This is a genomic window from Haemophilus sp. HMSC061E01 (assembly GCF_001810345.1).
GTDB lineage: Bacteria > Pseudomonadota > Gammaproteobacteria > Enterobacterales > Pasteurellaceae > Haemophilus_D.
On sequence record NZ_KV800995.1, the window covers coordinates 1 to 4,967 of the forward strand.

Consider the following 4,967-nt stretch of genomic DNA (forward strand, 5'->3'; position numbering starts at 1 on the left):
TTCTTAAGAGTCACAACAGCGCGTCGTTGTGTGGTGTGCATTATAGGGATTTTTGAAATCCACGCAAGCACTTTTTTAAGAAATTTCTTCGATAGATGATTTTTTAAACGTTAACTCCTTTATATGAATGCTATTCAGCCTTTTTTAAGGTCCGCTTACAACGTCTAAACCCATTTGCAGAAAGTATTTCATTAAGTTTACTAAGACCTCTTTCCTTCTCTTTTTCAGTATAAAACTCACAATTACGATTCTCTAAAGCGCCTCGAAGCCGCCAATAGAAAGCTTCAGTTGCACCAATGTCCGCTTTCTTCAAACGAACAATCGCATTTTCAGCGCCTATTTGTCGTAAAATATCGACACTATCAATGCCGACTTTCTTTAATGCTCGTTCATATTTAACCGATAAATTCGGTAAATCACGAATCCGTCCAATCTTAGAGAGGGCAGAATCAAGTTTCTCCTTCCTTATTTGGCTAATAGAAAGAATAAGCAAGTTTCTCATTAAAGCATTATCTTTTAAAATACTTTCAGTTAAAGCATAATAATCAGATAGCACAAAGCGTTTATTAAGCTCATTTGTTGCAAAAGGTTTACATCCTAATCCTTTTAGTTTTATCGAAAGCTCATGTTTTGCACGCAAGTAAATCTTATTGTTTGTCCAAACAGCAAACATATCTTTCTCTTTATGAAACAGGCCATATCCCGTAAATAGATTTTTACTTGTCACATCTCCAATGAGTTGATTTAACAAATTACATACTTTACTGATATGATCATTTGGGATTATGAGAGTTTTCATTTTAAAACTCCTCCTTATCAAAGGGTTAATCACATACGACTAAACCAACAAGTACTTCTCAAAGTAGTTATATCATAACCAATTAAGTATGACGAATATAAAAAATCAAATTTGTGAGAGAGATCGCAAATGTAAAATTTATTTATTGATAAACAACAAGATAAATATAAATAAGTTTATAGTTTAATATTTATTCCACTAAAACTTTTTCAAATTCCAGGAGTAAAAATGACAGTAGGACTCGTTCTTGAAGGCGGCGGCATGAGAGGAATGTTTACAGCAGGCGTTCTTGATGCCCTCATGGAACAACATATTCAGATAGATAAGATTATTGGCGTTTCTGCGGGCGCATTATTTGGCATAAATTATGCATCCAATCAAAAAGAAAGAGCGTTGAGATATAACCTAAAATATCTTAAAGATAAACGTTACATGGGATTTCATAGTCTTTTTACAACGGGCAATATTATCAATAAAGATTTCGCTTTCTATGATCTCCCCTTTAATCTCGACCCTTTTGATCAAAATGAATTCGAGAAATCTCACATTGATTTCTATTTAGCCGCCACAAACATTGAGAATGGTAAAGCAGAGTATTTCAAAATCAAAGATGTTTTCAAAGAGATGGAATACTTCAGAGCAACTTCGGCCATGCCTTTTGTCTCAAAGTTTGTAGAAATTAATGGACAAAAGTACCTAGATGGCGGAATTGCCGATAGTATTCCATTTGAAAAAGCACAAGAGCTCGGTTGTGATAAAATCATCGTTGTTTTAACTCAACCGATCGACTACCGTAAAACAAAATCTTCTTCTTTTTTATTCAAGCTTTTTTATCGCAAATATCCACACTTAGTTAAAACCTTAGAAAATCGCTACCGCACTTATAATGAACAAGTAGAAGAAATCATTCGCTTAGAAAAACAAAATAAAATCTTTGTGATTCGCCCAAATGTATTACTCAATATAGGTCGATTAGAACGAGATGAAACCAAAATAAGAACTGTATATGAACTGGGTAAAAAAATTCTCTCAGCACAAATTCAAGATCTAAAAAAATACTTGAGAAGTTGATTTTAAATAAACTATTTCTCAAATTTGGAATCTATTTCACATTTTTTCATCAAGGAAAAAACTTTCTCTTGATACTGTACATCAATACAGATATAATCTAGCCAAATTTAGATAACTCTATTCAAGAAGGTTTTATATGGCAACTCAAGAAGAAAAGCAAAAAGCGCTCGCAGCAGCACTTGGTCAAATTGAAAAGCAATTCGGTAAAGGCTCAATTATGAAATTGGGTGATACTCAAGCCCTTGACGTTGAATCTGTTTCAACGGGTTCTTTAGGTCTTGATGTCGCGCTTGGTATTGGTGGTTTACCAATGGGGCGTATTGTTGAAATTTTTGGACCTGAATCTTCTGGTAAAACAACCTTAACTTTATCGGTTATTGCTCAAGCACAAAAAGTCGGTAAAACTTGCGCATTTATCGATGCGGAGCATGCTCTTGATCCTATTTATGCGGCAAAACTTGGCGTTGACGTAAAAGAACTTTTAGTTTCCCAACCTGACAATGGTGAACAAGCACTTGAAATTTGTGATGCATTAGTACGTTCTGGTGCTGTAGATGTAGTCATTGTAGACTCGGTTGCAGCACTCACTCCGAAAGCCGAAATTGAAGGTGAAATGGGTGATTCACACATGGGTTTACAAGCGCGTTTAATGTCTCAAGCGCTACGTAAATTAACGGGTCAAATCAAAAATGCAAACTGTCTTGTTATCTTCATTAACCAAATTCGTATGAAAATTGGTGTCATGTTTGGTAACCCAGAAACCACAACTGGTGGTAACGCACTAAAATTCTACTCTTCTGTGCGTTTAGATATCCGTCGTACTGGTTCAGTTAAAGATGGAGATGAAGTCATTGGTAATGAAACTCGTGTTAAAGTAGTTAAAAACAAATTAGCCGCACCTTTCCGCCAAGTGGATTTCCAAATTCTTTACGGAGAAGGGATTTCGAAAGCTGGCGAATTAATTGAGCTTGGTGTTAAACACAAACTTGTTGAGAAATCTGGTGCATGGTATGCATACAACGGTGAAAAGATTGGTCAAGGTAAAGCTAACGCGATGAAATGGTTAAACGAAAACCCTGCTAAATCTAATGAACTTGAAGCGAAGCTTCGTGCTGAATTAGTAGCCAATCCAGAACAGGCATTAATGGCCGACATTGAGCAATCTAACGATGACGCAGAAAGCGACTTCTAATCACTAAAAGTGCGGTCAAAATTGACCGCACTTTTCATTTCAACCATATTTGACCACAAGGAATTTATATGTCTTCTCTTGCTTTAAGCTATGTTGTTAATTTACTTGCCCGACGTGAATATAGCGAATTTGAACTGCGCAATAAAATGCAGGAAAAAGCATTTACAGAAGATGAGATCGATGAAACGATTGCTTACTGCCAGAGAAAAAACTGGCAAAATGATAAACGATTTGCTGAAAATTACTTACACGCACGTTCACAACGTGGGTATGGTGCTAATCGTATTAAACAAGAATTACGTCAACTAAAAGGTCTATCTTCAGACGTAATAAATGAAGTTCTTGGAGAAAGTGAAATTAATTGGGCTGAAATCGCAGAAAAGGTTCTACGTAAAAAGTTTCCTAATTATGCAGAACCTCAACCAATCAAAAGCAAACAAAAAATTTGGCAGTATATGCTCTCTCATGGATTTTATTCTGAAGAATTTAGCGATTTTATCGGAAATGGAATAGAAGGCTGATGAGTCTAAAGAAATAAATCCCTAATACTGTAAAAATTAAGCAACCAACTAAATGACTCACTAAAACAAACAATCCATTTCCCCACTCTTCTTTAAAAAAGAGTTCTATTACTTCACCTGAAAAAGAAGAAAAGGTGGTAAGAGCACCGAGAAATCCTGTTACTAAGAATAATCGCCATTCAGGGCTAAATTGCGGGAAGGTCCAAAAGGCTGCTAATAAAATCCCCATCAAAAAACAGCCAATAAAGTTCGCCACAAGTGTACCAAATGCAAGTGTGCTAAATAGTGAATTCAACCAAAGACCCAATCCCCATCGTAAGGATGCTCCGATGGCTGCGCCTGTGCTAACAAGAATAAGCGACTGAAACATTTATTTGATACCAAAAAGCTCCGCCAAATGCTTAGCTACAGCTTCATCTTTATTGAACCCAATCTCTTCCAATTCAGGGCAAGCTTCTTTTAGACGAGGATCAGCATTTGCCATTACATAACCTCTACCAGCCAAAGAAAGCATTTCAACATCATTCTGACCATCACCAAAAGCAATACAATCTTTTAATCCATAATTTCTATTTTCTAATAGATGAGCTAGTGCATCACCTTTAGATACATTTTTGTTCATGACCTCTAAGCAAGTCACAGCGGAATAAACAATTGTCGTTTTATCGCCAAAATGCGCTCTAAGATAATCTTCCAGCTCCACAAGATCTTTCGGATCACGAGCAATAAAAAATACTTTTTCAGTTCCTCTTCCATGGTGTTTTGTGAAATCAACCACCTCATACATGAAACCTGAATCCTTGTGATATTTTGCTAATTCAGGCACATCTATATTGATAAACCAACCATCATCTTGATAAGTATTGATACAAATCTTGGTACGATCAAAAGGGATTTTATACAACTCAAGCACGATTTCTTCTGGAAGACTATTGCTATAAATACGATTACCTTTTAGGTCGCGTACTCTCGCACCATTAGAGGTTATCATTACAGCATGCTCCGTACCAATCTTATCTAAAATAGAAGCAACATCTGTATGATTACGACCCGTTGCTAAAATAATATCTACACCTTTTTGTTCTAATTTATTTAATATCTCAATTGTAAAATCACCAATTACATGATTAGCATTGAGTAATGTACCGTCAAGATCAGAAACAACGGCTTTAAATGGAAGTTGTTGCATAAAACCACCTGTATAAAAAATGAGTCTGTATCATACCAAAACAACACGATTTTTGACCGCACTTTCTATCATAAAAACGACATTCATTGATAAAAAACAAAAAGGCGCATCTTTCGATACGCCTTCTTAATCTAACTTATTACAGTTAATACATCAATTACTTGATGATTTTCGCAACAACGCCAGCACCTACTG

The 4,967-nt window shown here is 35.7% G+C and carries 6 protein-coding genes; 3 read left to right on the forward strand and 3 right to left on the reverse strand.

What is annotated here, in order from left to right; all coding sequences use genetic code 11:
• Positions 1 to 130: 130 nt before the first annotated feature.
• A complete protein-coding gene (locus HMPREF2732_RS00130) occupies positions 131 to 799 on the reverse strand; it encodes a TfoX/Sxy family DNA transformation protein (RefSeq protein ID WP_083304323.1) in 669 nt (222 codons plus the stop codon).
• Between the two features lie 228 nt (positions 800 to 1,027).
• Between HMPREF2732_RS00130 and HMPREF2732_RS00135 the strand changes: the two genes are divergently transcribed.
• The 3 genes from HMPREF2732_RS00135 to recX all read left to right on the forward strand — a co-directional run bounded on the left by HMPREF2732_RS00135 (position 1,028) and on the right by recX (position 3,583).
• Positions 1,028 to 1,870, forward strand: coding sequence for a patatin-like phospholipase family protein (locus tag HMPREF2732_RS00135; protein ID WP_070589836.1), 843 nt, complete (start codon positions 1,028 to 1,030; stop codon positions 1,868 to 1,870).
• Between the two features lie 136 nt (positions 1,871 to 2,006).
• Entirely contained in the window at positions 2,007 to 3,062 is a 1,056-nt protein-coding gene (gene recA / locus HMPREF2732_RS00140) for a recombinase RecA (protein WP_070589839.1), read from the forward strand.
• Between the two features lie 68 nt (positions 3,063 to 3,130).
• The gene (recX, locus tag HMPREF2732_RS00145) at positions 3,131 to 3,583 is read left to right on the forward strand and encodes a recombination regulator RecX (protein WP_070589842.1); all 453 of its coding nucleotides are present in this window, start codon (positions 3,131 to 3,133) and stop codon (positions 3,581 to 3,583) included.
• Here the strand turns inward: recX and crcB are convergent.
• Positions 3,558 to 3,953, reverse strand: a complete 396-nt coding sequence (crcB, locus tag HMPREF2732_RS09625; RefSeq protein ID WP_083304324.1) for a fluoride efflux transporter CrcB — start codon at positions 3,951 to 3,953, stop codon at positions 3,558 to 3,560. The genes recX and crcB overlap by 26 nt on opposite strands.
• Positions 3,954 to 4,772, reverse strand: coding sequence for a Cof-type HAD-IIB family hydrolase (locus tag HMPREF2732_RS00155; RefSeq protein ID WP_070589848.1), 819 nt, complete (start codon positions 4,770 to 4,772; stop codon positions 3,954 to 3,956).
• Positions 4,773 to 4,967: the final 195 nt, after the last annotated feature.

Bases quoted from the DNA above. Each gene is read 5' to 3' on its own strand.
- HMPREF2732_RS00130 (WP_083304323.1), bottom strand. From the start codon at position 799: ATGAAAACTCTCATAATCCCAAATGATCATATCAGTAAAGTATGTAAT.
- HMPREF2732_RS00135 (WP_070589836.1), top strand. From the start codon at position 1,028: ATGACAGTAGGACTCGTTCTTGAAGGCGGCGGCATGAGAGGAATGTTT.
- recA (WP_070589839.1), top strand. From the start codon at position 2,007: ATGGCAACTCAAGAAGAAAAGCAAAAAGCGCTCGCAGCAGCACTTGGT.
- recX (WP_070589842.1), top strand. From the start codon at position 3,131: ATGTCTTCTCTTGCTTTAAGCTATGTTGTTAATTTACTTGCCCGACGT.
- crcB (WP_083304324.1), bottom strand. From the start codon at position 3,953: ATGTTTCAGTCGCTTATTCTTGTTAGCACAGGCGCAGCCATCGGAGCA.
- HMPREF2732_RS00155 (WP_070589848.1), bottom strand. From the start codon at position 4,772: ATGCAACAACTTCCATTTAAAGCCGTTGTTTCTGATCTTGACGGTACA.